This window comes from Oceanihabitans sp. 2_MG-2023 (assembly GCF_030547245.1).
Classification (GTDB): Bacteria; Bacteroidota; Bacteroidia; order Flavobacteriales; family Flavobacteriaceae; genus Oceanihabitans.
Map to the genome: position 1 here is coordinate 136,187 of NZ_JAUOQT010000002.1, position 23,187 is coordinate 159,373.

Sequence of the window (23,187 nt, forward strand, 5' to 3'; positions counted from 1 at the left end):
ATGAAAAAATTATTAGCAGAGTTTATTGGTACTTTCTGGTTAGTACTAGGTGGTTGTGGTAGTGCAGTTTTAGCTGCAGGAATTCCTAACATAGGAATAGGCTTGGTAGGTGTTTCACTTGCTTTTGGACTTACAGTTTTAACTGGCGCTTATGCTTTAGGGCATATTTCTGGAGGGCATTTTAACCCTGCTGTTTCTATTGGCCTTTTTGTAGGAGGACGTTTTGAAGCAAAAGACTTACCAGGTTATATAATAGCACAAGTATTAGGTGGTATTGCAGGTGCTGCGATTCTTTATTCTATTGTTAGTGGTATGGATGGTTTTTCCGGCTACTCGCAGGCGGGAGATTTTGCAACAAATTTCTATGGAGTAGAACAATATGGTCATACGTTTAGCATGACATCGGCTTTACTAATTGAAGTAGTAATGACCTTTATGTTTTTAATAGTAATTTTAGGTGCTACACATAAAAATGCTTCCCCTGGTTTTGGTGGTTTAGCTATTGGTTTAGCATTAACATTAATACACTTAATAAGTATTCCGGTTACAAATACATCTGTAAACCCTGCAAGAAGTACTAGTCAAGCATTATTTGTTGGTGCAGAAGCAATGGGACAACTATGGTTATTTTGGGTAGCACCAATTGTAGGTGCTATTTTAGCTGGTCTTGTTTACAAGTTTATGGCTCCTAACAAGGATTAGCTCTAAATAGACTGTAACTAAAAAAGCGTCCCGATAATTATCGGGACGCTTTTTGTTTTTAAAATGAAAATTAATCTTTTTTAAGCTCTAATTTCTCCGCAAAATAATCACAAAAATCCTTCATAGTTGCTGTCATTTTTTCGTCTTGTGTTGCTCTGTTAAATGTATTAGACATAGCAACTAATGTTTGATGAAAAAACACTTTCATTTCATCTACAGGCATGTCTTTAGTCCAAAGATCAATGCGCAACATTTCTTGTGTTTTGCTATCCCAAACCGAAAGCATCATCGCTTTGGCTTCTTGATTACTAATACCTCCGTCTTCTGCTGTCCAATGTAGTTTTTCTGGAACTCTATTTTCGTCTAGCGCTACGTTTAATTCTATTTTCGAGTTAATTTTTGCCATTACAATTCTGGTTTATATATCGATTTATTAAATATTTCTTCTGCTTCATTAGAAAGCATTTCTTTTAAAGATACCTCATTTTTTTGCATATAAGCTTTTACAATTTGCCAACCTATATATTGTCCTATTCTTCCTGGAGACTCTTTATCTATTTCTACTAAATTAAATTTTGAAAAAGGTGCTTCTGTAATAAACCTATTCACCAATTTTGCATCTGTACTAAACAATAATTCACGTTCTACAAAATAGCTCCAAATCTGTGCTTCGTTGGCTTTAGACCACTCTAATTGTTCTTGAGTATATCCAATTTTTTCAGCATCCGTTTTAAAAGGTATCATTTTATCTTTAAAATATAATTGCTTTCCAAAATAAATCATTTCGTCTAAAAATGTTTGGTTCTGTTTCGGGTATATGTAGTTTTCTGCATATTTTGAAGCAAAATCTACTACAATTTGATTTTCGGTAAAGTTAGCCGCTAAATATTTTTGAATACCATTATAAAAAGGATGCGTACTTCCTAAATAAGTATCGATAGAAATAAGCGAAATAGTATCGGTTACAATAACTTTGTTCCTGTAATCTACAAACGAAGTTGCACTAACTAAACGAGGTACATTAAATTCTGGAAAATAAAATTTCATATGTTGAAAAAGACTTTTCAACTCACCCTCTACCAAATTAAGATTCGGGTATTTTTTTTCTACTTCTTCATTTAATTCTACTTGTAAGGTATCTTGCATTTTAGCAATCCAAAAAGAATCTTCGTATTTGTTAGAAAACATAAAAGGAAAAGTTTCCTTTAAAGCATTCAATTGATTAGGTTTAGCATGTGCAAATGCTAAATCAAATCGCTCAATTGCAACAGATATTTCTATATTCGAAATTTCTTTTTCTAGGTCCGAATCCTTTTTACAGGAAACACATAAAACAGTAATAAAAAGAAATAAAAAAATATTCTTCATAAACTTATTTTTATTAATTCAGCTATTGTTTATTTTTGTTAGGCAAAGGTACTATTCTTTGTCTTAAAATCTTTAAAAATGCAAACAGAAAAAGTAGCACATCATATTGTAAATTGGTTAAAAGATTATGCATTAAACGCAAAAGTGAATGGTTTTGTTGTTGGTGTATCTGGCGGAATTGATTCTGCCGTTACATCTACTTTATGCGCAGAAACTGGACTAGATGTTTTATGTATTGAAATGCCTATACACCAAGCAGCAAGTCATGTAACAAGAGCACAAGAGCACATTACCCAATTAAAAAAGCGATATAAAAACGTTAGAGACACAAGAACAGACCTAACTCCAGTTTTTGAAGAATTTAAAACCGAAGTTTCTTTAGAAGGTGACCAGGCAATAGTAGACATGGCTTTAGCAAACACAAGAGCTCGTTTACGAATGACGACTTTATACTATCATGCAGGTCTATACAAACTATTGGTAGCGGGAACGGGAAACAAAGTGGAAGATTTTGGCGTTGGCTTTTACACCAAATATGGAGACGGTGGAGTGGATCTAAGTCCGATTGCAGATTTACTAAAATCGGAAGTCTACCAACTTGGCGAATATTTACAAGTGCCAGAATCTATAATAAAAGCAGCACCAAGTGATGGTTTATTTGGAGATGCTAGAAGTGATGAAGACCAAATTGGAGCATCGTACCCAGAACTGGAATGGGCAATGCAAATGCAGGATGAAGGTAAAACCGAAGACGATTTTACTGGAAGACAAAAGGAAGCTTTTATAATTTTTAAACGTTACAATTCGGCAAACAAACATAAAATGGTAGCTATCCCTATTTGTGAAATATCAAAAGATTTAAAATAAAATATTTTCTTTTTCACAAAGAATTTATTACTTTTACTAAACGACTAATAGCAAAACGTCTGTTGTTTTCCTCAGCAGTTATAACGAATTTAAAAAATTAAAGTTATGATTAAACTGTTGGTAGTAGACCATCATCCTATAATTAGGAAAGGTCTAGAACTACTATTTATTACGTCGTCGAACATTCAAGTTGTTGGTTCACTAGATGATGGTGAAGCCATTTTTGAATTCTTAAGCAAGAATAAAGTAGACATTATTATTTCAGAAATTGATTTACCCAAGCTTAATGGTATTACTGCACTAAGAAGGCTTAACAAAGAACATCCTGAAGTTAAAGTTATTATGTTTAGCGCACAGCCAGAAGAGGTATATGCCATGAACACAATAAAAGCTGGAGCATCTGGATATTTGTGTAAGACCGCTAATATTATTACACTTAAAGAAGCTGTTTTAAAAGTCTATACTGGTGGTATCTATTTAAGTAACGATCTCACGCAACGTCTAGCTATTGGCAAACATGTAAATAGGTCTGGTAATTTTTACAAAAAACTTTCGACAAGAGAAATTGAAGTTTTAAAACTTATTTCTACCGGAAGAAAAAACAAAGAAATTGCTACAGAACTTGCTATAAATGAAAAAACAGTAAGTACTTACAAAGCGCGTTTAATGAAAAAATTAAACGTTTCTAATATTGTAGATTTAATTAATAGAGCAAAATTATTAGAATTATAAAACGCGGTTTAGTTTTCTAGATAATAACATTTTTAAACTAGAGTAGTCTTTTACTTCTTCTAGTACACTTCTGTTAACTTCCGATTTATTTGCTAGGGTTTGTTGCATAAATTCGGTTACTTTTTGGTCTATTAAAAAACAGCGTAAACTTAAAATAGTTTCACTAACTAATTGTGCTATAGATTGATCTTTTTCTTTCGGGAAAATATTTTTACTATGCCAGTCTGATAAACTATAACGTTCATCTTCCATTAAAATGGTAGAAATCTCGCCAGCTACTTCCTGCTCCACATTATTTACAAATTGTTCTATAGAAAACTCTGGGTTTTGGTTTAGAGTGTCTATTATAGAATAATATAAATTTTTAAACTTTACATTGGTAAATTCCATTTCATCATCTTGCAAGTCTAGATATATTTTTTCAAATACTTTTGCTTGATGTTTTACAGGCTCTAAAACAAGCTCATTCTTGTCGTTTTCTTTTAATACTAAATCTTCAAAATCTTCTATTTTGTTACCGTATAGTAATAATATTTCAATAATTTTTCGTTCTAGCACATATTGCACATCTACCTTTTTTTTAGGTTGCTCATGCTTAATAACTTGAAAAGCGGCTTGTTCTTTGCTTTTCTCTTTATGTGTTTCTTGAACGTCTTTATTCGTGATTTGCGCTAAGGTGGTAAACAATACTTGCTCACTAATATCCATGATTCTAGAACACTCTTGAATATAAATTTCCTTTTTTATTCTATCTGGAATTTTAGCAATACTATTTACAATATCTCTAATAGTTTCTGCTTTTTTAATAGGATCATTTTTAGATTCTTCATATAAAACTGATGCTTTAAACTGAATAAAATCTTGTGCATTTGCAATTAAATATTCACTTAACTCCTCTAAAGTATTTGCTTTTGCAAAACTATCTGGATCTTCTCCTTCCGGAAAAGTACAAATCTTAACATTCATACCTTGCTCTAGAATTAAATCAATTCCGCGAAGCGAAGCACGTAAACCTGCAGCATCTCCATCAAAAAGCACCGTTATGTTTTTAGTTAGTCTATTTATTAAACGAATCTGGTCTGGCGTTAATGCTGTCCCTGATGAAGAAACCACATTATGAATTCCTGTTTGATGAAACTGAATGACATCGGTATACCCTTCTACCAAGTAGCAATTATCTTCTTTTGCAATACTTTGCTTGGCTTGATAAATACCATATAAAACTTTACTTTTATGGTAAATATCACTTTCTGGCGAATTTAAATATTTCGCAGCTTTTTTATCGTTTGTTAAAATACGACCTCCATAACCTAGCACACGACCACTCATGCTTTGTATAGGAAACATGACACGACCTTTAAATCGATCAAAACGTTTTTCTCCTTTTACAATAGTCAGCCCTGTTTTTTCAAGAAATTCTAGTTTATATCCTTGTTTTAAAGCTTCGTCTGTAAAGGCTTGCCATTCGTCTAAAGAATAACCTAAAGCGAATTTCTTAATGGTTTCATCTGTAAAACCACGCTCTTTAAAATAGCTTAAACCTATGGCTTTGCCTTTATCGGTTTTTAATAATGTATTTTGAAAATAAGTACTTGCAAATTCACTTACTAAATATAAACTTTCTCGCTCGTTAGCTTGTTCTTTTTGCTCGTTACTTTGTTCTGTTTCTTCAATTTCAATATTGTACTTTTTAGCCAAATATTTTATAGCTTCTGGATAGGTAAAATGCTCATGCTCCATTAAAAAAGCAACAGCATTCCCTCCTTTTCCTGTACTAAAATCTTTCCAGATTTGTTTTACTGGAGAAACCATAAAACTTGGTGTACGTTCTTCACTAAACGGACTTAAGCCTTTAAAGCTGCTTCCCGACTTTTTTAATTGCACAAAATCGCCAATAACCTCTTCTACTCTAGAGGTTTCAAACACTTGATCTATGGTGGATTTTGATATCAATTATGGAAGATTTTTTCGCTTTCGCGGAATTACTCTGTAAATGTAATATAAAAGATATTGGTTTAAAAATTAATGAAGGATGGATACTTTGGTTTATAGAAATTTTCTTCTAACTTCGTTCAGAAACCAATCTAAACAACTAAAAACAAATCACATACAAAATTGCAATATGAAACCAAATTAATCTAAAAATGAAAACAAGACAAAACAGCATTGCAATCAATAAAGCCGAATTTAGAAAAATAGGCTACCAACTCATAGACACCATATCTAATTTTCTAGATACGATTCCAGAAAAACCGGTAACAACTAGTAAGACTCCAAAAGAATTACAAGAAATATTGGGAGAGGCCTCCTTACCCAAAAATGGATTACCAGCAGAAGAATTACTTACTTCTACCTCTAGATTACTATTAGAGCATTCCTTATTTAATGGGCATCCTAAATTTTTTGGTTTTATCACGTCTTCTGCTGCGCCAATTGGAGCTTTAGCAGATTTACTAGCTGCTTCTGTAAATGCAAATGTTGGCGGACAAATATTAAGTCCGATAGCTACAGAAATAGAAAAACAAACTATTAAATGGTTAGCCGAATTTATTGGTGTATCTCCAAGTTATGGAGGCGTTTTAGTTAGTGGTGGAAACATGGCAAATTTTACTGCTTTTTTAGCTGCAAGAACTGCAAAGGCTCCTAGCAACATTAAAGAAAACGGACTATCAAGTACTGAAAAAAAACTAATTACATACTGCTCAAAATCTACACATACTTGGATAGACAAAGCTGCTACCTTATTTGGACATGGATCTACATCTGTTCGTTGGATTCCTACAGATACTTCCAACAAAATGAATATTAATATTTTAAAACAAACTATAAAAGAAGACTTAAAAAAAGGACATCAACCCTTTATGGTCGTTGGCACTGCTGGAGATGTAAGCACAGGAGTTGTAGACAATTTAGAGGCCATTGCTACTATTTGCAAAACAAAGGATTTATGGTTTCATATTGATGGTGCTTATGGTGTTCCTGCTGCAATAGTTCCTGAATTAAAAGCAATATTTAACGGGATACAAGAAGCCGACTCTATTGCTTTAGACCCTCATAAATGGCTATATAGTCCATTAGAAGCTGGCTGTACTTTGGTGAAAAACCCAAAACATCTAATTGACACGTATAGCTCGCATCCAGAATATTATAATTTCAGTCTAACAGAAGAAGGAGGCTCACTAAATTACTTTGAATATGGACTACAAAACTCTCGTGGTTTTAGGGCTTTAAAAGTATGGCTTGCACTACAACAAATAGGAAGTAGCGGTTACAAAAAACTGATAAGAGAAGATATAGAATTGTCTAAGTATTTCTATACATTGGCAGAAGAGCATAGAGAACTGGAAGCCCTAACTCAAAACTTAAGTATAGCTACGTTTAGATATGTCCCAGAGAATTTGGGTAAAAACAAAAATGAGGAGTATTTAAATATTTTAAATGAAAAATTATTAGATACCTTACAAGCAAATGGAGAAATATTTTTATCTAATGCTATTATAAAAGATACATACTGTTTAAGAACCTGTATTGTAAATTTTAGAACTACAAAAAAAGACATAGAAGAATCAATAGAAATTATTGTAAGAGAAGGAATAAAAATGCATCAAAAACTTAGTATTAAGTACTATTTATAAGGTTTATAAAAAATAAAATTAATAATAAAATAGCAACTTTTTTTAAATAAAAATGGTTATTTATGATGTATAAAAAATCATCTATAAATTTAAAACTCTAACAGCATATGTTTGCAGAAATATTCACTAAAATTCTTTTTTTAATTGCTGTTGTAGACCCTCTAGGCTCAGTACCAGTTTACCTAGAAGCAACCAAACAATTAAGCGAAAAGCACAAGAAAAAAGTAGCAATAAGGGCCTCTTTTATTGCTTTTTTAATTCTCCTATTTTTTATAATTGTTGGTCAAATCATTTTAGAAGGAATGCAGGTAACCTTAGATGCTTTTCAAATTTCGGGTGGCGTTATTTTATTTCTTTTTGCCTTAACCATGATTTTTGGAGAAGGCAAACCAGAATCTGAAAAACACCTAATAAAAGATTACAAACATGTAACCATTTTCCCTGTAGCAATACCGTCTATTGCATCTCCTGGAGCAATAATGGCAGCTGTACTTTTAACAGACAATCACATCTATTCTATAGAACAACAAGCGGTTACAACTATTTTAATTGCAATTGTTATTATTATAACTATGGTAATACTTCTAACTGCTAACATTGTACAAAAACGTGTTGGAGAATATGGTATTACTGTAATTAGTAAAATTATGGGATTAATACTAGCAGCTTATGCAGTACAAAGTATTTTAAGTGGGCTTAAAGACTTTTTTGTAGTATTAAAATAGCAGTAAAGTTTATTAACGAAACAAAAAAGCACCAAATAAATGATGCTTTTTTTATCCATTAACTCCAATAATATTAATCTAAATCAAATCGTAATCCTAAAGATATATTGTTTTGGTCTATTATTTGATCTTTAAATAAAGGAGACAAATCGTATTTAGCATAAACTGCTACATTACCAAAAGAAACATAACTACTAACTCCGTAAACAAAAGGATTGGTGTTTAAATCTCTTTCTTTATCCTTTTCTCTATCGCCATCTAGTTTATATTTTGTTTTATGCATAGAACTTAAGTTCACACCTGCATAACCACCTACACCAATTTTAAACTTATTGTATGTCGAATATCTAAAATATGTATCCTTTTCTATTTTTTTAGATGGCCCAAATTCAAAATGAATTGGTATTACTAAGTTTGTCGTTCTAAATTTCGACTTTTTCAAATTAAACGCACTTTCTTCTAAAGACACAACTCCCTCTGTTTCTGTCAGGAATTTATCATCTTTTACATCTAATTTATTCCATTGTACAGAAAGACCATATTTTAAACGTACTGCATTGGTGTTTTTAAACAATCTTGTTTTCCAAGCCCAACCTAATTCTACAAATCCTGAACCACCTAATTTATATGGTGAATCGCTTAACGATTGCCCTTCAATTATTGCATTATTAAAACCTATTGCAAAAACCATATCGCTAGTTGTTCTTCTATCATAAACCTTTGGAATCGCTTTATCTTTAGGCCCAATATAGATGCCACCTTTATCAAATTCATCCGAATCTTCTCCCTTACCGATTTGAATAATCATACCGTCTAAATTAGCACCAACATCTGAAGTTACTTCTTCGTTTCGCTCTAACAGCGCAATTTTATTATCAATAATCGCAATTCTGTTCTCAATATTTAAAGCATGTTTTTCTGCTTCCTTTTGTTTGAGTTCTTCAGCTTGTTCACTGGAAATTTCACCAGTATCTAATTTATCGTTTATACGTTTTACTTCTTCTTTTAAAAATTCTTTTTCTTGGGTTTTAACGTGTTCTTTTCTTGTTTCTAAAGCTTCTATTTTTAAAATGTTTGGGTTTTCTTGTGCTGCAACAAATTGCGTAGCACACACTAAAATAATACCGATTACGTATTGGGTTATTGTTCTCATTTTTGTTCGTTTTTTAATGATGATTTATTACTCGTTTCTATTTGTAACTGCAGTTGTTGCAGTTTTAAAATTCTTTTCGATTACTTTAAATAATTGTCCTCTTAACGATGGAGGCATTGCTGTTTCTACATCTTCTAGTAAAGCATTTGCATCAACAGAAATAGACTTTACAGCATGATTCTCTGTTAATTGCATCTTTTTATTTGCAGCTTCTAAGAGTGACTCTATTTCAGATTTTGTAGTTTCTAAAGTGGTCATTTGAGTTTCTTCCTTTTTTAAGGAACCAGTTATTTTTGTTACAGAAACAACGATTTCTTCTTCTACTTTTATTGCATTGTTTAACGCTTTTAATGTTTCATTTTCTTTAGTAGCGATCGCTATATTATTAACTAATAACGGCTTTCTTTTAGTGCTATTTATTGATTTTTTAATGTTGTTATCATCTTTACTTACAGCTTTATTTACAGGTTCATTTTTATAAGTCAAAGCGGATTTAACTTTCTTATTTTCGGATATATTTTCGGCTTGTTCTAGAACAATTGGCGCTGTCTTTTTAATGCGCTCTACAGGTTCTATAGCATGTTTTACATTTTCGTTTTCTGATGCTACAACGATTGGAGTAACAACCGATTTAGTAGTATCAAGACGCATAAAATATTGTACTACAAATAGCAACCCGATAAAACTTGCTGCAACACCAATCCACCAAAACTTCGCTTTATCTTGTTTTTTAGAGTCTGTATTTAATTGTTGCTCTAAATTAGCCCAAGCATTTGCAGATGTTTCTAGCGTTCGCTTTTCCAACTTTTCTTTTATATTTTCTTCGAATTTAATTGGTGCCATACCCTGCTTTGTTTAATTCTTTAATTTTTTGCTGAAGCGCTTTTCTAGCTTTAAATAATTGGGATTTGGAAGTACTTTCCGAAATCCCCAAAATCTTTGCTATTTCTTGATGTTTATACCCTTCTATAGCATACATTACAAAAACTAATTTATACCCTTCTGGTAAATTATCAATCAGCTGCTGTATTTCTGCAACTTCCATATTGGTTTGTATATTATTAAAAGTATTTACATCTTCTACTAGTACATCTTCAGAAAATTCAATTTGCTTTTTCTTTCGTAAATAGGAAATAGATTCTCTAACCATGATACGTCTAATCCAACCTTCAAAACTACCTTCACTTTTAAAGCTTTTTAAATTTTGAAAAACTTTGAAAAACCCGTTTAACATGGCTTCTTCTGCAAACTGTGTGTCTTTAATATAATAACGACAAACACTTAACATTTTTGGTGCATGCAACTGAAACAATACGTGTTGCGCTTCACGATTGTTTTTAATTGCTTTTTTTATAAGCAAGGGTTCGTTTTTATGCAGTTGAATTACTTTCAAAATATTGCGTACGTATTAGCTTCTATTTATAAAGACGCAAAAAGAATAAGAAAGGTTGCCTGGAGTTTATTTTTTTCTATCAATCACATAATTCACCATAAGTTCAAGTGAATTTCTATATTGATTTTCAGGATACTTTTGAAGGATTTGCAAAGCTTCTTGTTGAAATGCTTTCATTTTAGAAACGGCATAATCCAATCCACCATTATCTTTTACAAAAGCAATAACTTGCTTTACTCGCTTTTGGTCTTTGTTGTGGTTTTTAATAGAGTTAATTAACCACTTTTTATCTTTTTTACTTGCGTGATTTAAAACATGAATTAATGGCAAGGTCATTTTTTGTTCTTTAATATCTATTCCTGTTGGCTTACCAATTTGTTCTTTTCCATAATCGAACAAATCATCTTTTATTTGAAAAGCCATACCAATAAGTTCTCCAAACTTACGCATAATTTCTACATGATCAGATTCTGGCTTTACAGATGCAGCGCCAAGGCTACAACAAGCAGCAATTAAGGTTGCTGTTTTTTGTCTAATAATTTCGTAGTAGATATCTTCTGTAATGTCTAATTTTCTAGCTTTTTCAATTTGAAGAAGCTCGCCCTCACTCATTTCGCGAACAGCAATAGAGATGATTTTTAGCAAATCGAAATCGTTATTATCTATAGAAAGAAGCAACCCTTTTGAGAGTAAATAATCGCCAACTAGTACAGCAATTTTGTTTTTCCAAAGTGCGTTTATAGAAAAGAAACCACGACGTCTGTTACTCTCATCTACCACATCATCATGAACTAGAGTTGCAGTATGAATAAGCTCAATTACAGAAGCTCCTCTGTAAGTACGCTCGCTAACCTCACCATTAGACACCATTTTAGAAACCAGAAATACAAACATTGGTCGCATTTGTTTTCCTTTTCTATTTACTATATAATGTGTAATTCTGTTTAACAATGCTACTTTAGAAGACATAGAAAGTTGAAACTTTTGTTCAAAAAGTTCCATCTCATAAGTAATAGGTTGTTTTATTTGTTCAACAATTTTCAAGTAAAAAAGAAGTCTAAAATGTGTAATAACAAACGTACTAAAAATGCATGTGATTTACTATTAATGTATAATAATTAGATAAAAGAATAAATAATACTTTTAGGTTTTCTTAATTTTTTTGTATTTTTATTATTAATTAATCCTTATAAATCAACATTTTATGAAAAAAATTACTTTACTATTTACTTTATTAATTTTTGGGTTTTATTCTCATGCCCAACTTGATGAAGATTTTGAATCAGGAACAACAATACCTGCTGGATGGACCTCATTTATAGGAACAAATGGAGAAGGTACTACTCAAAATTGGCAAATTAACGATGGAGCAACTAACAATGTAGCCTTTGTTACTTGGGAAGCAGTTGCAAATTCTGCTGAAGATTGGTTAGTTACACCTCAATTTACTGTAGATGCTACTAACTTTATTTTATCATTTGATCAGTCAGACTCATTTGCAATAGATTATGGTTCTACTTATACTATTAGAGTTTCTACTGCAAGTCAAACTACACACGCAGATTTTACTATTGTTGATACACAGACAGAATTAGATGTTTGGTCTGGAGGACCTTTAGCTCAACATACAGTAGATTTAACTGCTTACATTGGTCAGCCTATTTATGTAGCATTTGTTTTAGAACAAAATGATGGAGATCGTTGGATAATTGATAATGTTGAAATGATTGCAGATGCAACTGCACCAGATCCTGTAACAACACCAACACCAGCAGACATGGCTATTGATGTTGTTATTGATGCTGCAAACACTAATGCTGTTGCTTTTGCTTGGGAAGCAGCTACTACTGGTGATCCTGCTACTGCATATGATTTTTATTTAGGTGATTCTCCTACTACCATGAATTTACTTGGTACTCTTGGTGATACATCTGTAAATATTACTGGAATGGAATATAGTACACTATATTACTGGCAAATTGTGGCTAAAAATGTTGGTGGAGATGCTGTAAACTCTTCTACTTGGAGTTTTACTACTGAAGATGATCCTAATTTATCTGTAGATGAATTTAATATTAATGCATTTACTGTTTACCCTAATCCTGTTAATGATGTTCTTAATATAAAAACTAATTTAACTATTGAAAACGTAGAGGTTTACAATCAATTAGGACAGCGTGTTTTAACAGTAACTAAAAATCAAATTTCAGGAAATTCAATTGATATGAGTAACCTTAATAATGGTATTTATATTATTGAAATAGCTTCAGGTGATAAGAAAGAAAGTTTTAAAATTATAAAGAATTAATTTTAATTTTTTAAACAAAAAAGGCAACCAAATGGTTGCCTTTTTTTATTTCTTATTAGCAAGTTGACCACAAGCCGCATCTATATCTTTTCCTCTAGAGCGCCTTACAGTTACTGTAATATTGTTTTGCTCTAACATAGATACATACATATCTATAGCTTTGTTATCTGCTTGTTGAAACTCACCATCATCTATTGGGTTGTATTCTATTAGGTTTACTTTACTTGGTGCAAATTTACAGAATTGTATTAATGCATCTACATCTTCTTTTTTATCATTAATATTTTGCCAAACTACATACTCATAAGTAATTCTATTTTTGGTTTTTTCATACCAATAGACTAATGCTTCCCGTAAATCTGCTAACGGAAAAGTTTCATTAAATGGCATGATAGAAGTACGAACAGAATCTCTAGCAGAATGTAAAGAAACTGCTAGCTTAAATTTTACTGCATCATCTGCCATTTTTTTAATCATCTTTGGTACTCCAGATGTAGAAACTACAATTCGTTTTGGAGACATACCTAATCCTTCTGGCGAAGTAATTTTATCTATAGCTTTAAGTACATTATTATAGTTCATGAGTGGTTCTCCCATTCCCATAAAAACAATATTACTTAATGGTCTGTTATGGTATAATCTACTTTCTTTATCTATGGCAACTACTTGATCATAAATTTCATCTGGATTTAGATTTCGCATGCGCTTTAATCTAGATGTTGCACAAAACCTACAGTCTAGGCTACAACCTACTTGACTAGACACACATGCTGTAGTTCTAGTTTTTGTTGGTATTAAAACGGATTCCACAATTAAACCATCATGTAAACGTACGGCATTTTTTATAGTACCATCGTTACTTTTTTGCATGGTATCTACATGAATGTGGTTGATAACAAAGTTATCTTCTAGCATTTGTCTGGTTTCTAAAGAAAGGTTTGTCATATCTTCAAAAGTATGTGCAGACTTACTCCATAACCATTCGTAAACTTGGTTTCCACGAAATGCTTTGTCGCCTTGTTTAACAAAGAATTCTCTTAGTTGTTCTTTGTTTAATGCTCTGATGTCTTTTTTTGTTGTTGCCATTGTTTTGCAAAAGTAAGAAAAACGGATTTGGAAATGGGTTTTAGTACCTATAGAAATAGTTGTGGTTAAGGTGCATTAGCGATAGAACGGTATGTTTGAGCTCTTTTTATGTTGTTGCACCTATGCAACATAAAAAAGCGAGTAGTGAAAGCGCGACGTTTTGCGATTCTGCCAAGTTTCTAAAAAACTGGCAGATATACGTAAAAGGGAATGCCATAAAAAAAGCCTCTAAAAAAAGAGGCTTTATATAAATATTACATTTTTCTAATTATATGATTAACATGGCGTCACCATAACTGTAGAAATTGTATTTTTCTTTAATAGCTTCTTCGTATGCTTTTAAGATAAACTCATGTCCTGCAAATGCAGAAGCCATCATTAACAGTGTTGATTTTGGTGTATGAAAATTGGTAATCATACAGTTTGCAATACTAAAATCGTATGGAGGAAAGATGAATTTATTAGTCCAACCATCAAATTCATTTAATGTACCGCTAGAAGAAACCGAACTTTCTACTGCTCGCATGGCTGTTGTACCAACTGCACAAATACGTTTTTTGTTCTGTTTTGCGTTGTTTATTGTAGCTGCAGCTTTTGCATTTATAATTACTTCTTCGCTATCCATTTTATGTTTCGATAGATCTTCTACCTCTACGGAATTGAAAGTACCTAAACCTACGTGAAGTGTAACCTCAGCAAAATCGACTCCTTTAATTTCTAAACGTTTTAAAAGGTGTTTTGAAAAGTGCATTCCTGCTGTAGGTGCTGCTACTGCTCCTTCGTTTTTTGCAAAAATGGTTTGGTAACGCTCTTCGTCTTCTGGAGTAACGTCACGTTTAATATACTTAGGCAAAGGTGTTTCTCCTAATTCTGTAAGTTTTCTTCTAAATTCTTGGTAAGATCCATCGTAAAGGAAACGTAATGTTCTACCTCTTGAAGTTGTATTATCTATAACTTCTGCTACTAAGGTTTCGTCGTCACCAAAGTACAATTTATTACCAATACGTATTTTACGAGCAGGATCTACTAATACATCCCAAAGGCGTTGTTCTTCGTTAAGTTCTCTTAATAAGAACACTTCAATACGTGCACCAGTTTTTTCTTTATTACCATATAATCGAGCAGGAAAAACTTTTGTATTATTAAGTATTAACACATCATCTTCTTCGAAATAGTCGATAATATCTTTAAACATTTTATGTTCGATGGTTTGTTTTTCTCTATTTAAAACCATTAATCGAGACTCGTCTCTATTTTCTGCTGGATGTTCTGCTAATAATTCTTCTGGAAGCTCAAATTGATAATGAGACAACTTCATTTTAAAGTTCTGCATGTAGTAGTATTATTTTTTGTAATGTATTTTACAAGATTGCAAATATACAATCTCAAAGTAGGGGTTGTCAAGTAAATAGCCAATTATTATTCAGAAATTTTAAATCCGATGCTTTTTAAGTCTTCCCAAAATGTTGGATATGATTTAGAAACCACGAAAGCTTCTTCTATAATTAAAGACGTTTTTAGAGCCAAAGGAGCAAATGCCATTGCCATTCTATGGTCTTGATAAGTTGCTATTTTAACCTCTTGATTTATAGTGCCAGAAGCTTCTAACTGTAATGTTTTATCTGTAATATGCACCTTTCCTCCTAGTTTTTCAATTTCGGTTTTTAGCGCTACTAATCGATCTGTTTCTTTTATTTTTAAGGTGTGTAACCCTGAAAGATTACAAGTAATACCTAGTCCGAAACACGTAACCGCAATGGTTTGAGCAATGTCTGGAGCATTTTTAAGATCTAATACAATAGCAGATTTAGGGTTTACATCTGTTTCTTTTTGTAGTTTAACTGTATTATTCACAAAAGTTGTTGCTACTCCAAATTGCTTATAAATTTCTGCTAGAGCTGCATCTCCTTGTAATGAATTTTCTTTGTAAGACCCCAATGTGATTTCTGTACCAACTGCACTCATTGCTGCAATACTATAATAATATGACGCCGAAGACCAATCACTTTCTATAGTTGCTTTTTGATTGTTAATTTGTGCTTTAGGATGAACCGTTATTACTTGATTTTTAAAACTAGTTTCGACACCTATTTCATTCAGCAAGGCTAAGGTCATATTTATATATGGAATAGATGTAATTTCTCCATCTAAAGTAAGCTCTAATCCATTTTCTAGTTTTGGTGCGATTAGTAATAATGCCGAAATATATTGGCTACTAACGTTTGCTTTTAAGATTACTTTATTCTTTGTGATTTGTTTTCCTTTTATTTTTATTGGAGGATAGCCATCGTTTTTCTCATAACTAATTTCTACTCCTAATTGACGTAGTGCATCTACTAAAATACCAATGGGTCTTTCTTGCATTCTAGAAGAACCTGTAAGTATTACTTCTCTGTTATTTTGAATGGAAAAATAGGCAGTTAAAAAACGCATTGCTGTTCCTGCGTGATGGATATCTATTATGTTTTCTGAGGACGACAATGCCTTTTGCATCACTTTAGAATCGTCGGAATTAGAAACATTTGCTACTTCTAAATTTGCATATAATGCTTGTAGCAACAAGAGTCTATTCGATTCGCTTTTAGAACCTGTTACTTGGATAGACGATTTTTTTATGGTGGTGGATTGTTGAAGGTGTAGATTCATATTTACTTAAACTAGATGAGACATCGACTGCACTCGATAGGACAAAAAATATTATTTTAATTTTTCGTTATTATGATGACGATCGTGATCGCGTTTGGTTTTAATTTCTAATTTTTTATCGAAAGCTTCTTGTAAATCGACACCTGTTTGGTTTGCTAGACATAAAACAACAAACATAACATCTGCTAACTCTTCACCAAGGTCTTTGTTTTTATCGCTTTCTTTTTCGCTTTGTTCTCCATAGCGTCTTGCTATTATTCGAGCTACTTCGCCAACTTCTTCTGTAAGTTGTGCCATATTGGTAAGTTCGTTAAAATAGCGAACACCATGGTTTTTAATCCAATTATCGACTTCTAGTTGCGCGTTTTTTATGCTCATGATTTTTTCTTTTTTACAAAGAACAAAGTTATTAAAATAATACTGCAAGGAATAGCAATATAGATTAATTCGCTAAGAATTACTCGCATTCCCCATTCTGAAAAAAATCGATCGATTCCTATTGGGGAAACCTTAATTACTTGCCAAGGAAAAAAATATCTTGTAGTATCTAAAGGTATTAAAAAACCTACTCCTTTTCCTCCTGTTGTCATTGCATCTAAAACACCATGAGAAATAGTAGATAGAAACAAAACGACAAAGAAGATTTGCTTTCTATTTTTTCCGAAGATAAAAGCCAACAAAACACTCCATACAATTGCAAACAGTATAGAATGTGTAAACCCTCGATGCCCTAGAGGATGTGCATAAGGAATACCAAATTGAAAAGCAATTACATCTATATCTGGAAGTATTGCGGAACCTATTGCTAGCCATAAAAGCAGTCTACTAGATTTAGCATCTATTATTTTTGTAGTTGTATATGCAACTAAGCCATGACCAAAAACAGATGCCATTATTCTCTATTTTTAGTATCTATAATGATGGTAACTGGGCCATCATTTAAAAGTGCCACTTGCATATCTGTACCAAATTCACCAGTTTGTATAGGTTTCCCTAAATCTTTTTCTATTTGATTTATAAATTTTTGGTATAAAGGAATTGCTAGTTCTGGTTTTGCTGCTAGAATATAACTTGGTCTATTTCCTTTTTTTGTTTTGGCATGCAATGTGAACTGACTAACGACAATAGCATCTCCATTATTAGTTTTAAGCGAATTGTTCATCACACCTTCTGCATCATTAAAAATACGAAGATTTGTTATTTTATTAGATAGCCAATTAATGTCTTCTTGTGTATCTTCTGGAACGATTCCTAAAAGAATTAATACACCTTCATGTATTGAGGCTACTATTTCTTTATTTATGGTAACACTTGCTTGCGAAACTCTTTGAATTACTGCTTTCATAATATTTCCTGCGAAAGCAGGAATCTCATTTTATTTTGCGATTGTTAATTTCGCTTTTGATATTTGTTCTAGATACTAAACTCCTTAGCAAAGAATTTCACTCGAATTGACACTACTTTTTTTTGTAGTAGTATTTTAGATTCTTGCCTTCACAGGAGTTTGTTAATTATAATTATCTGTTCTATAATGTTCGTCTTCTCCTTCAAGAATACTCACATAACTTCTATAACGAGAATAGGCTATTTCTTCTTTATCTACCGCATCTTTTACTGCACATTTAGGTTCTTCTATATGTAAGCAATTATTGAATTTACAGTCTTGTTTTAGTGCGAAAAATTCTGGAAAATAATCACTTACTTCCTCCTTATCCATATCTACAATTCCGAAACCTTTAATTCCTGGAGTGTCAATAATTTTAGCATGGAAACTTAGGTCAAACATTTCTGCAAAAGTGGTAGTATGCTGCCCTTGACTATGCTGTGTAGAGATGGCTTTAGTTTTCAAGTCTAAATTAGGCTCTATAGCATTAACAAGAGTAGATTTACCAACTCCGGAATGGCCAGCAAACATACTTACTTTATCTTGCATCATGCCTTTTACTTTATCTACATTTTTTCCTGTAGTTGCAGATATACCAATACACTCATAACCAATAGTTCTATATATGTGAGCTAGATAACGTACTTCGTCTAGTGTTTCTTTATCATACACATCTATTTTATTAAATAGTAAAATAGTTTTTATAGCGTAAGCTTCTGCTGTTACTAAAAAACGATCAATAAAAGAAGTGAATGTTGGCGGATTATCTATAGTAACTAACAAAAATACTTGATCAATATTAGATGCTATAACATGTGTTTGTTTGGATAGGTTTACCGATTTTCTAACAATATAATTGGTTCTATCATGAATGTAGTTTATAACGCCAGTTTCGGTATCGTTTTTGGTTTCTAACTCAAAATCTACATGATCACCAACAGCGATTGGGTTGGTGCTTTTAATTCCTTTTAATCTGAATTTTCCTTTTATTCGGCATTCGTATGTTTTACCGTTTTGTGTTTTTACGGTATACCAACTTCCTGTAGATTTATAAACTAGTCCTGTCATTAGTGCAAAGATGAATAATATTCACTTGGAATACAATAAAAAAGGCTCGCAAAATGCGAGCCTTTAATTTATTAAGCTTTTAAAATCTTTTCTTGATGATTAATCGATTCTTGGTGAATTGCTTTAAACATACGTAAAATAAACTCTTCACTTAATCCTTTAGTTTCTCCTTCTAGAACCATTTTACCTAAAATCTCGTTCCAACGTTTACTTTGTAAAACAGAAACGTTTTTTTGCTTTTTAAGCGATCCGATACCATCGGCTACTTTCATTCTTTTTCCTAATAAATCAATAATTTGATTATCTACCACATCAATCTGTGCTCTTAAATTATTAAGTTCCTGATTGTATGCAGCTTCTGGATCAGATTCTTTTCTAATTCGTAAATCTTCCATTATTTGCACTAATGACTCTGGTGTTACTTGTTGTGCAGCATCACTCCAAGCGTTATCTGGATCATAATGTGTTTCAATCATTAAGCCATCAAAGTTAAGATCTAATGCAGTTTGCGATACATCAAAAATCATATCTCTTTTTCCTGTAATATGCGAAGGATCATTAATTAAAGGAATATCTGGAAACTTATTTTGAAACTCAATAGCTAATTGCCATTCTGGAATGTTTCTATATTTTGTTTTCTCGTAAGTAGAGAAACCTCTATGTATTGCTCCAAGATTTTTAATTCCTGCAGTGTATAATCTTTCAATGCCACCTAACCATAAAGCTAAATCTGGATTTACAGGATTTTTAACTAGTACAATTTTATCTGTTCCTTGTAATGCATCTGCAATTTCTTGCATAATAAATGGGCTTACTGTAGATCGTGCACCAATCCATAATAAATCTACATCATGCTCTAAAGCTAATTTTACATGCGCAGCGTTTGCAACTTCGGTACAGGTTTTCATTCCTGTTTCTGCTTTTACTTTTTGCAACCATTTTAGACCTAAAGCACCAACACCTTCAAAGTTTCCTGGTCTTGTTCTTGGTTTCCAAATTCCTGCTCTAAAATAATTTACATCGGTATCTTTCAACTCATGTGCAATTTTTAAAACTTGCTCCTCTGTTTCTGCACTACATGGCCCTGCTATTACTAGTGGATGATCTAATTTCATGTCATCTAACCATGTTCTTAATTCTTTTTTGTTTTCCATAATTTTAAATTTCCAAAAATAAAATTCCAAATTCCAAAAGCATTCCTGCTATTTTCTTTTTTATTGGTATTTAGTTTTTGCTTTTTATTGTTTGCTATTCTATTCCGTTTAATATTTCTTTGATGTAATTGGTATTTTCCATTTCGTTAAAAATGGTTTCAAAATCATCAGCTTTCATGCGTTCTTTAAAATGGGTAAGATTGCTGATATATTCTTCTAAAGTTTCAATGACGTTTTCTTTATTTTGTTTAAAAATGGGTGTCCACATTGCTGGAGAACTTTTTGCCAATCGTACTGTTGAAGCAAATCCACTTCCAGCCATATCAAAAATATCTCTTTCGTTTTTCTCTTTATCAATAACCGTTTTACCTAACATAAATGCGCTTACGTGTGATAAATGCGACATATAAGCAATATGTTTATCATGTGCTTCTGGATTCATATAACGAATGCGCATGCCCATAATTTGAAAAATAGCTAAAGCTTTTTCTTGCAACTTAAAAGCTGTTTTCTCTACTTCGCATATAATGTTTGTTTTTCCTTTAAACAAACCTAATACTGCTGCTTTTGGCCCAGAAAATTCGGTTCCTGCAATAGGATGTGTTGCTAAAAAATTTCTTCGTTTTGGGTGATTTTCTACAGCTTTACAAATATCTTTCTTAGTAGATCCAGCATCCATAACCAAGGTATCATCGGAAACTAAGTCTAGTATTCCTGGTAAGATCCTTACCGATACATCTACAGGTACTGCAAGTATTACAAAATCGGCATGTGCTATATCTTTTAGGGTTGCTTTAAAATCAATAACGTTTAATTTTAATGCTTCCTTTAAATGCGATTCTTTAGCATCTATTCCAAATATGCTAATACTAGGGTTAAGGTTCTTTACATCTTTAGCGATGCTTCCTCCAATTAATCCTACTCCAATTATATATATATTTTTCACACTCATAATTATATTCTTGCTAATGCTTCTTCTAAATCTTCGGTAGAAGCACATAGGGAAAACCGAACATAGCCTTCTCCTTGTGTTCCAAAAATGGTTCCTGGAGCAATAAAAATGTGGTTTTCTTTTAATAGAACATCTATAAATTCTTCCGATTTAAAATGTGGTGGTAATTTTGCCCAAACAAATAGCCCTGATGCTTCTTTATTATAAGTACAGTTTAATGCATCTGCTAGTTTCCAAACTAATTTACGTCTTTGTTTATAGACGCTATTTAAACTCTTATACCACATATTTGAACAGTTTAAAGCTTCAATAGCTCCTTTTTGAATGCCATAAAACATTCCGGAATCCATATTACTTTTCACTTTTATTATTGCATCTATATGTTTTGCATTTCCTATAACCATTCCTACTCGCCAGCCTGCCATATTAAATGTTTTGCTTAGTGAATTAAGCTCTAAGCAAACATCTTTTGCTTTTCTAACTGTTAAAATACTAGTTGGTTTATCGTTTAAGATAAAACTGTATGGATTATCATTTACAATTAAAATGTGATGCTTTCTGGCAAAGGCAATTACTTCTTCAAATAACTTTTCTGTAGCTTTTGTTCCTGTTGGCATATGTGGATAATTAAGCCACATGATTTTCACTTTACTTAAATCTAATTTCTCTAAAGCTTTTAAATCTGGAAGCCAACCTTTACTTTCTTCTAAATTATAAAACACTGGTTTTGCACCAAGCAATTTTGTAACCGAAGCATATGTTGGGTAACCAGGATTTGGAATAAGCACCTCGTCACCTTCATTTAAAAAAGCCATAGAAATATGCATGATACCTTCTTTGCTTCCCATTAATGGTAACACTTCTGTTGTTGGGCTAACATGTACTGCAAATTGTTCGCTATAAAACTGTGTAATTGCTTCTCGTAATTCTGGCAACCCTTGATAACTTTGATATTTATGCGCACTTGCATCTTGAAAACTATTTGCGATTGCTGTAATCACTTTTGCTGGTGGCTGTAAATCTGGACTACCAATTCCTAAATTAATAATTGGTTTTCCATTCGCTTTAAGCAAATTTACTTCACGTAATTTTCTAGAAAAATAATATTCTTCGACGGTATGTAATCTATCTGCAACCTGTATCATTATCGTTTTGCATTTTTATATTCGCCTAATATTTTAAAATCTTGCGCCATTATTTCTAGTATCGATTTTGCTTTTTTATAATCTTCATAAGCATTAAAAGTTACGTCAATAAAAAAGGCATATTTCCAAGGTGTTTCCATTTTTGGCAAGGACTGTATTTTAGTAAGATTCATTTTACAATCACTCATTACATTCAATATTGCCGCTAAACTTCCTCTTTTGTGTTCTAATTCAAACTTAAGGGACGTTTTATTTATTTCGCTTTCTGGGAACTCGTGATTCTCGCGCTTTACAATTACAAAACGGGTCTCATTATGTTTTATGGTTTGAATACTTTCTGCAAGTATTTCTAATTCAAAAATATCGGCTGCCAAAGCACTTGCAATTGCGCCTATATTTTTTAAATTATTTTTTTGAATACGTTGTGCAACCTCAGCGGTATCCTTATCTTCTATGAGTTTAATGTGTGGATGTTTTTTAAAAAACTCCTTACATTGTAATAAAGCCATAGGATGTGAGTATACTTCTGTAATTTCGGCAATACTTTGATTTGGCAAAGCCATTAAATGATGTTGAATATCTAAATATTTTTCACCAACAATATGTAAATTATGATTATCAATTAATGCATAGTTTGGAATGATTGATCCTGCAATAGAATTCTCTAAAGCCATGATTACTGCATCTACTTTTTTATCTAAGAGATTTTGTACCGTTGCATCAAAAGTTAAACACTCCTGTACTGCAACCTGTTCTCCAAAATATTGTTGAGAAACAATATGATGAAAAGAACCTCTTACTCCTTGAATTGCTACAGATTTAATCATATTTTATTTATTCGTATTTCTTTCTTCTAAAAAAATACCCCT

The 23,187-nt window shown here is 32.1% G+C and carries 24 protein-coding genes; 6 read left to right on the plus strand and 18 right to left on the minus strand.

Translation table 11 applies throughout. The features are described from left to right. The gene (gene aqpZ / locus Q4512_RS04590) at positions 1-702 is read left to right on the plus strand and encodes an aquaporin Z (protein ID WP_303422090.1); all 702 of its coding nucleotides are present in this window, start codon (positions 1-3) and stop codon (positions 700-702) included. 70 nt (positions 703-772) lie between these two features. On the opposite strand, the gene gldC is transcribed toward aqpZ, so the two are convergent. Next, positions 773-1,108, minus strand: a complete 336-nt coding sequence (gene gldC, locus Q4512_RS04595; protein ID WP_303422093.1) for a gliding motility protein GldC — start codon at positions 1,106-1,108, stop codon at positions 773-775. Beyond that, positions 1,108-2,070, minus strand: coding sequence for a gliding motility lipoprotein GldB (gene gldB / locus Q4512_RS04600; protein ID WP_303422095.1), 963 nt, complete (start codon positions 2,068-2,070; stop codon positions 1,108-1,110). Before gldB ends, gldC begins: the two co-directional genes overlap by 1 nt. Before the next feature lie 78 nt (positions 2,071-2,148). Between gldB and nadE the strand changes: the two genes are divergently transcribed. Further along, entirely contained in the window at positions 2,149-2,937 is a 789-nt protein-coding gene (gene nadE / locus Q4512_RS04605; protein ID WP_303422097.1) for an NAD(+) synthase, read from the plus strand. A 105-nt stretch (positions 2,938-3,042) separates the two neighbouring features. After that, positions 3,043-3,669: a response regulator transcription factor gene (locus Q4512_RS04610; protein WP_303422100.1), complete on the plus strand. Its 627-nt coding sequence runs from the start codon at positions 3,043-3,045 to the stop codon at positions 3,667-3,669. Here the strand turns inward: Q4512_RS04610 and dnaG are convergent. After that, positions 3,664-5,622 carry a DNA primase gene (dnaG, locus tag Q4512_RS04615; protein WP_303422103.1) on the minus strand — a complete coding sequence of 653 codons (1,959 nt, stop codon included), beginning with the start codon at positions 5,620-5,622 and terminating at the stop codon, positions 3,664-3,666. The genes Q4512_RS04610 and dnaG overlap by 6 nt on opposite strands. Positions 5,623-5,813: 191 nt before the next feature. Here dnaG and Q4512_RS04620 point away from each other — a divergent pair, with 191 nt between their 5' ends. After that, positions 5,814-7,304 (plus strand): aminotransferase class V-fold PLP-dependent enzyme, encoded by a 1,491-nt coding sequence (locus tag Q4512_RS04620; RefSeq protein ID WP_303422105.1) that lies wholly within the window; start codon positions 5,814-5,816, stop codon positions 7,302-7,304. 107 nt (positions 7,305-7,411) lie between these two features. Then, the gene (locus Q4512_RS04625) at positions 7,412-8,029 is read left to right on the plus strand and encodes a MarC family protein (protein WP_303422108.1); all 618 of its coding nucleotides are present in this window, start codon (positions 7,412-7,414) and stop codon (positions 8,027-8,029) included. Between the two features lie 73 nt (positions 8,030-8,102). On the opposite strand, the gene Q4512_RS04630 is transcribed toward Q4512_RS04625, so the two are convergent. The 4 genes from Q4512_RS04630 to Q4512_RS04645 form a co-directional block, all read right to left on the minus strand. Further along, complete coding sequence (locus Q4512_RS04630; RefSeq protein ID WP_303422109.1) at positions 8,103-9,182, minus strand: hypothetical protein; 1,080 nt, start codon at positions 9,180-9,182, stop codon at positions 8,103-8,105. A gap of 27 nt (positions 9,183-9,209) precedes the next feature. After that, positions 9,210-10,025, minus strand: a complete 816-nt coding sequence (locus Q4512_RS04635) for a hypothetical protein (RefSeq protein WP_303422112.1) — start codon at positions 10,023-10,025, stop codon at positions 9,210-9,212. Then, positions 10,012-10,575 (minus strand): RNA polymerase sigma factor, encoded by a 564-nt coding sequence (locus Q4512_RS04640; protein ID WP_303422114.1) that lies wholly within the window; start codon positions 10,573-10,575, stop codon positions 10,012-10,014. Before Q4512_RS04640 ends, Q4512_RS04635 begins: the two co-directional genes overlap by 14 nt. Before the next feature lie 66 nt (positions 10,576-10,641). Continuing rightward, positions 10,642-11,619 carry a polyprenyl synthetase family protein gene (locus tag Q4512_RS04645; protein ID WP_303422117.1) on the minus strand — a complete coding sequence of 326 codons (978 nt, stop codon included), beginning with the start codon at positions 11,617-11,619 and terminating at the stop codon, positions 10,642-10,644. A gap of 160 nt (positions 11,620-11,779) precedes the next feature. Between Q4512_RS04645 and Q4512_RS04650 the strand changes: the two genes are divergently transcribed. Continuing rightward, positions 11,780-12,883: a T9SS-dependent choice-of-anchor J family protein gene (locus Q4512_RS04650; RefSeq protein ID WP_303422120.1), complete on the plus strand. Its 1,104-nt coding sequence runs from the start codon at positions 11,780-11,782 to the stop codon at positions 12,881-12,883. A gap of 45 nt (positions 12,884-12,928) precedes the next feature. Here Q4512_RS04650 and rlmN read toward each other — a convergent pair whose 3' ends face one another. The 11 genes from rlmN to Q4512_RS04705 all read right to left on the minus strand — a co-directional run bounded on the left by rlmN (position 12,929) and on the right by Q4512_RS04705 (position 23,145). Then, on the minus strand, positions 12,929-13,969 hold the full coding sequence (gene rlmN / locus Q4512_RS04655; RefSeq protein WP_303422122.1) for a 23S rRNA (adenine(2503)-C(2))-methyltransferase RlmN: 1,041 nt from the start codon (positions 13,967-13,969) through the stop codon (positions 12,929-12,931). 268 nt (positions 13,970-14,237) lie between these two features. After that, a complete protein-coding gene (gene queA, locus Q4512_RS04660; RefSeq protein ID WP_303423193.1) occupies positions 14,238-15,287 on the minus strand; it encodes a tRNA preQ1(34) S-adenosylmethionine ribosyltransferase-isomerase QueA in 1,050 nt (349 codons plus the stop codon). A gap of 101 nt (positions 15,288-15,388) precedes the next feature. Continuing rightward, positions 15,389-16,615 carry a 3-phosphoshikimate 1-carboxyvinyltransferase gene (locus Q4512_RS04665; protein WP_303422125.1) on the minus strand — a complete coding sequence of 409 codons (1,227 nt, stop codon included), beginning with the start codon at positions 16,613-16,615 and terminating at the stop codon, positions 15,389-15,391. A 51-nt stretch (positions 16,616-16,666) separates the two neighbouring features. Then, positions 16,667-16,993: a nucleotide pyrophosphohydrolase gene (locus Q4512_RS04670; protein ID WP_303422126.1), complete on the minus strand. Its 327-nt coding sequence runs from the start codon at positions 16,991-16,993 to the stop codon at positions 16,667-16,669. Further along, complete coding sequence (locus Q4512_RS04675) at positions 16,990-17,508, minus strand: metal-dependent hydrolase (RefSeq protein WP_303422128.1); 519 nt, start codon at positions 17,506-17,508, stop codon at positions 16,990-16,992. Before Q4512_RS04675 ends, Q4512_RS04670 begins: the two co-directional genes overlap by 4 nt. Further along, positions 17,508-17,960, minus strand: coding sequence for a D-aminoacyl-tRNA deacylase (gene dtd, locus Q4512_RS04680; RefSeq protein ID WP_303422131.1), 453 nt, complete (start codon positions 17,958-17,960; stop codon positions 17,508-17,510). Before dtd ends, Q4512_RS04675 begins: the two co-directional genes overlap by 1 nt. 162 nt (positions 17,961-18,122) lie before the next feature. Next, a complete protein-coding gene (gene rsgA / locus Q4512_RS04685) occupies positions 18,123-19,067 on the minus strand; it encodes a ribosome small subunit-dependent GTPase A (RefSeq protein WP_303422134.1) in 945 nt (314 codons plus the stop codon). 71 nt (positions 19,068-19,138) lie between these two features. Continuing rightward, complete coding sequence (locus tag Q4512_RS04690; protein ID WP_303422137.1) at positions 19,139-20,221, minus strand: bifunctional 3-deoxy-7-phosphoheptulonate synthase/chorismate mutase type II; 1,083 nt, start codon at positions 20,219-20,221, stop codon at positions 19,139-19,141. Between the two features lie 94 nt (positions 20,222-20,315). Beyond that, complete coding sequence (locus Q4512_RS04695) at positions 20,316-21,167, minus strand: prephenate dehydrogenase (RefSeq protein ID WP_303423195.1); 852 nt, start codon at positions 21,165-21,167, stop codon at positions 20,316-20,318. 8 nt (positions 21,168-21,175) lie between these two features. Then, entirely contained in the window at positions 21,176-22,318 is a 1,143-nt protein-coding gene (locus tag Q4512_RS04700) for a pyridoxal phosphate-dependent aminotransferase (protein WP_303422140.1), read from the minus strand. Further along, complete coding sequence (locus tag Q4512_RS04705; protein WP_303422142.1) at positions 22,318-23,145, minus strand: prephenate dehydratase; 828 nt, start codon at positions 23,143-23,145, stop codon at positions 22,318-22,320. The genes Q4512_RS04700 and Q4512_RS04705 overlap by 1 nt, the downstream gene beginning before the upstream one ends. Positions 23,146-23,187: the final 42 nt, after the last annotated feature.

Excerpts from the sequence above, each read along its gene's own strand:
- aqpZ (WP_303422090.1), top strand. The coding sequence starts at position 1 with ATGAAAAAATTATTAGCAGAGTTTATTGGTACTTTCTGGTTAGTACTA.
- nadE (WP_303422097.1), top strand. The coding sequence starts at position 2,149 with ATGCAAACAGAAAAAGTAGCACATCATATTGTAAATTGGTTAAAAGAT.
- queA (WP_303423193.1), bottom strand. The coding sequence starts at position 15,287 with ATGAAGTTGTCTCATTATCAATTTGAGCTTCCAGAAGAATTATTAGCA.
- Q4512_RS04650 (WP_303422120.1), top strand. The coding sequence starts at position 11,780 with ATGAAAAAAATTACTTTACTATTTACTTTATTAATTTTTGGGTTTTAT.
- dtd (WP_303422131.1), bottom strand. The coding sequence starts at position 17,960 with ATGAAAGCAGTAATTCAAAGAGTTTCGCAAGCAAGTGTTACCATAAAT.
- rlmN (WP_303422122.1), bottom strand. The coding sequence starts at position 13,969 with ATGGCAACAACAAAAAAAGACATCAGAGCATTAAACAAAGAACAACTA.
- Q4512_RS04665 (WP_303422125.1), bottom strand. The coding sequence starts at position 16,615 with ATGAATCTACACCTTCAACAATCCACCACCATAAAAAAATCGTCTATC.
- gldB (WP_303422095.1), bottom strand. The coding sequence starts at position 2,070 with ATGAAGAATATTTTTTTATTTCTTTTTATTACTGTTTTATGTGTTTCC.
- Q4512_RS04700 (WP_303422140.1), bottom strand. The coding sequence starts at position 22,318 with ATGATACAGGTTGCAGATAGATTACATACCGTCGAAGAATATTATTTT.
- Q4512_RS04705 (WP_303422142.1), bottom strand. The coding sequence starts at position 23,145 with ATGATTAAATCTGTAGCAATTCAAGGAGTAAGAGGTTCTTTTCATCAT.
- Q4512_RS04610 (WP_303422100.1), top strand. The coding sequence starts at position 3,043 with ATGATTAAACTGTTGGTAGTAGACCATCATCCTATAATTAGGAAAGGT.
- gldC (WP_303422093.1), bottom strand. The coding sequence starts at position 1,108 with ATGGCAAAAATTAACTCGAAAATAGAATTAAACGTAGCGCTAGACGAA.
- Q4512_RS04690 (WP_303422137.1), bottom strand. The coding sequence starts at position 20,221 with ATGGAAAACAAAAAAGAATTAAGAACATGGTTAGATGACATGAAATTA.
- Q4512_RS04630 (WP_303422109.1), bottom strand. The coding sequence starts at position 9,182 with ATGAGAACAATAACCCAATACGTAATCGGTATTATTTTAGTGTGTGCT.
- Q4512_RS04670 (WP_303422126.1), bottom strand. The coding sequence starts at position 16,993 with ATGAGCATAAAAAACGCGCAACTAGAAGTCGATAATTGGATTAAAAAC.
- rsgA (WP_303422134.1), bottom strand. The coding sequence starts at position 19,067 with ATGACAGGACTAGTTTATAAATCTACAGGAAGTTGGTATACCGTAAAA.
- Q4512_RS04635 (WP_303422112.1), bottom strand. The coding sequence starts at position 10,025 with ATGGCACCAATTAAATTCGAAGAAAATATAAAAGAAAAGTTGGAAAAG.
- Q4512_RS04625 (WP_303422108.1), top strand. The coding sequence starts at position 7,412 with ATGTTTGCAGAAATATTCACTAAAATTCTTTTTTTAATTGCTGTTGTA.
- Q4512_RS04675 (WP_303422128.1), bottom strand. The coding sequence starts at position 17,508 with ATGGCATCTGTTTTTGGTCATGGCTTAGTTGCATATACAACTACAAAA.
- Q4512_RS04620 (WP_303422105.1), top strand. The coding sequence starts at position 5,814 with ATGAAAACAAGACAAAACAGCATTGCAATCAATAAAGCCGAATTTAGA.